This window comes from Anabaena sp. UHCC 0451, from assembly GCF_034931405.1.
In the GTDB taxonomy this organism is placed as follows: Bacteria; Cyanobacteriota; Cyanobacteriia; order Cyanobacteriales; family Nostocaceae; genus RDYJ01.
On sequence record NZ_JAYGHA010000001.1, the window covers coordinates 143,705 to 146,834 of the forward strand.

The window sequence follows — 3,130 nt, forward strand, 5'->3', positions numbered from 1 at the left end:
GAATGAAGAATGAAGAATGAAGAATGGGGACTGGGGAACAGATAATAAGTAATAAGATAATTGTTAGCTAATGACCAATGACTAATGACCAAACTCATTTTTGTGCTGCTAAGAATTTGGCTATTGTTTGATTAAATTCTTCTGGTTTGGTTAAAAATGGCCAATGATTTCCAGGAACTTTTTTGAAAGTGAGGTTTTTCAGGTTAGTTTTGTAAGGTTGAATTTGCCAATCTTGGCGGTTTACTCCTTTTTCTGGTTGAATAAATAAAGCAGGAGTGTCAACTGGGGTGATAAAACCTGGTACTTCTAATACTGCATCAAAAATGCCATCACGGGCAGCTATGGTAAATTTGCTACCCCAAGTTCCATCGGGTTTTTGTTCAATTCCGGCTTGAAAAACTTGCTGTTGTACAGAATTCCAATCTTGAAATTGACCGAGTTGTTTAATTTTTTGTTCTGCTTCTTCGTAACTGGTAAATGGTCCCATGCTTTTCAGAAAGGGTAAAACACGGTACAACAAAGGAAAGGTTAATTTCAGCAAACTGGGCATTTTCCAGATAAAAATGGGATCTATGAGGGTAATACTTTTTAAGCGTGCTGGGTTTTGTCTAGCCCAAATAGCGGCTAATTTACCTGTCCAAGAGTGACTAACAATATGAGCATCAGACCATCCCAGTTTATCCATTAATGCTTCTAGGTCAGCGATCGCACTCTCAAAACTATAATCTTGCTCCGGTTTAGTACTCTCTCCATGACCACGCATATCCGGGGCTACTATGTGGTAGTCTGCTGCTAAATAATCTCCCAAGCTAGACCAAACTAAGGAATTATCAGCCATACCATGTAATAACAGTAATGGTTCTTGACCTTGGTTCCATTCCAGGTAAGAAATTTCCACATCAGCTTTTGATAGTTTATTACGTACAGGTATCATTTGATAATTGGTAATTGGTAATTGGTAAAAAGGGAACAGGGAACAGGGAACAGGGAACAGGGAACAGGGAACAGGGAACAGGGAACAGGGAACAGGGAACAGGGAACAGGGAACAGGGAACAGGGAACAGGGAACAGGGAATAGCTAAAGAATTTTCTCCCCAACTCCCCAACTCCCCAACTCCCCAACTCCCCAACTCCCCAACTCCCCAACTCCCCAACTCCCCAACTCCCCATCACCCCATCACCCCATCACCCTATCACCCCATCACCCCATCACCCCAGTCCCTAACTCTTCCAAAGATTGTACTCATTAACACGAAATAATGAGGTAAATGAATGTCAAGATCAAAGAATAGAACTTTCTGAGGATATTAAAAATACTATGCCAGAAACACACCAATCAATTGCTCAACATTACCACGAACGTACTAAGTATGACCCGGAAACACTAGCCTCAAAAAGTCAGATGCTAAACTGGTCTAAACAGCCAGTACCCTTTAAAGAGTACAAAATTGGCTCTGATTTTGACCTTAAACCCTATCTGCAAGAAAAACCAGAAACTTTTGCTCATAACCCAGATGCTCAATGGTGGCGGAGACTTTCGCAACTGCTCTTCCATAGCTACGGACTTACGGCGAAAATGCCTTCTATGGGTAGTGCTGTATATTTGCGCTCTGCTCCCAGTGCTGGAGGTTTATACCCATCTGAAGTATACTTAGTTTCCCGTGGTACACCGTTGTTACCTGCTGGACTCTACAATTATCAGTGTCGGACTCATTCTCTGATGCAGTTTTGGGAAAATGATGTTTGGCAAGCTTTACAAACTGCTTGTTTATGGCATCCCAGTTTAGAAAATACCCAACTTGCTATTATTACCACTGCGGTTTTTTATCGTTCTGCATGGCGTTATGAAGATCGGGCTTACCGACGGATTTTTTTAGATACTGGACATCTTTTAGGTAACATTGAATTAGCTGGCGCAATTACTGATTATCGCCCTCATTTAATCGGTGGTTTTATAGATGAAGCTATCAATGATTTACTTTATATTGATCCCGAACAAGAAGGCGCAACTGTTGTCATGGCTTTGGCAGATTTATTAGATGTTAAACAAAATTTGCCTTTAGGAAAAACTGCTTTACCTTCTACAACTGAAACTAATTATCCATCAATTCCTGATGGTGAATTGTTAAAATATTTTCATTTTCATACCCAAATTCAATCTGGCATAACTGGAAAACAAAATTTACCAACTGTCAAACCAGAAAAATCATTAGAGGATAAATATAATTTTCCTTTTTGTGACAAAATTTCTACTATCACGACCCCAATTAACTGGGGTGAAAATCTTTCAGATTTGGAAAATACTATCTATAAACGCCGTTCTACTCGCGCTTACAGTGGTGATAATTTAACTTTTGATGAACTTAAATCTTTACTCGATTTTACTTACCAATCACAAAATTATATTGACCAAAGTTTAGATAATTCTCCCGATTACTTTGATCTGAATTTAATTGAAACATTTATTGCTGTTTCTGGTGTGAAAGGACTTGATTCAGGTTGTTATTATTACGCACCTAAAGCTCAAGAATTACGACAAATTCGCTTTAAAAATTTTCGGAGTGAGTTACATTTTCTTTGTTTGGGTCAAGAATTAGGACGAGATGCAGGAGCAGTAATATTTCATACTGCTGATTTGAAAACGGCTATAGGACAATATGGGGACAGAGTTTACCGTTATTTACATCTTGATGCTGGTCATTTAGGACAAAAGCTTAATTTAGCAGCCATTCGCCTCAATTTAGGTGTGAGTGGTATTGGTGGCTTTTTTGATGATCAAGTCAATGATGTTTTGGGTATTCCTGCTGATGAAGCTGTTCTTTATATTACGACTTTGGGCAGACCAAGGTAATTTAGAATTTAGAATTTAGAATTTAGAATTTGGAAGCATCCTATAGTTAAGATCCCCGACTTCTTTTGTTTATTGTGTCCATAAATATCAATTGATGTTAGAAGTCGGGGATCTGGAATTACTGTTAACATAAAAATGGGGTAGGCATTGAAAAACGAGGCGGTTCTTGGAACAACAATACTAGGAACTGTCGTTGTGCGACTCGCAACAATTTCGACAACAACAACAACAATAACGGTTTTCGAGTTGTGCGTGTTCCCCCCAGGACAGATAGAATTT

General features: G+C 39.0%; 2 protein-coding genes. One reads left to right on the forward strand and one right to left on the reverse strand.

The genetic code is table 11. From position 1 onward, the window contains the following. Positions 1-94 precede the first annotated feature (94 nt). Entirely contained in the window at positions 95-934 is an 840-nt protein-coding gene (locus VB694_RS00620) for an alpha/beta hydrolase (protein WP_323358374.1), read from the reverse strand. A gap of 384 nt (positions 935-1,318) precedes the next feature. Between VB694_RS00620 and VB694_RS00625 the strand changes: the two genes are divergently transcribed. Beyond that, a complete protein-coding gene (locus VB694_RS00625) occupies positions 1,319-2,851 on the forward strand; it encodes a SagB/ThcOx family dehydrogenase (protein WP_323358375.1) in 1,533 nt (510 codons plus the stop codon). The last annotated feature ends 279 nt before the right edge of the window (positions 2,852-3,130 follow it).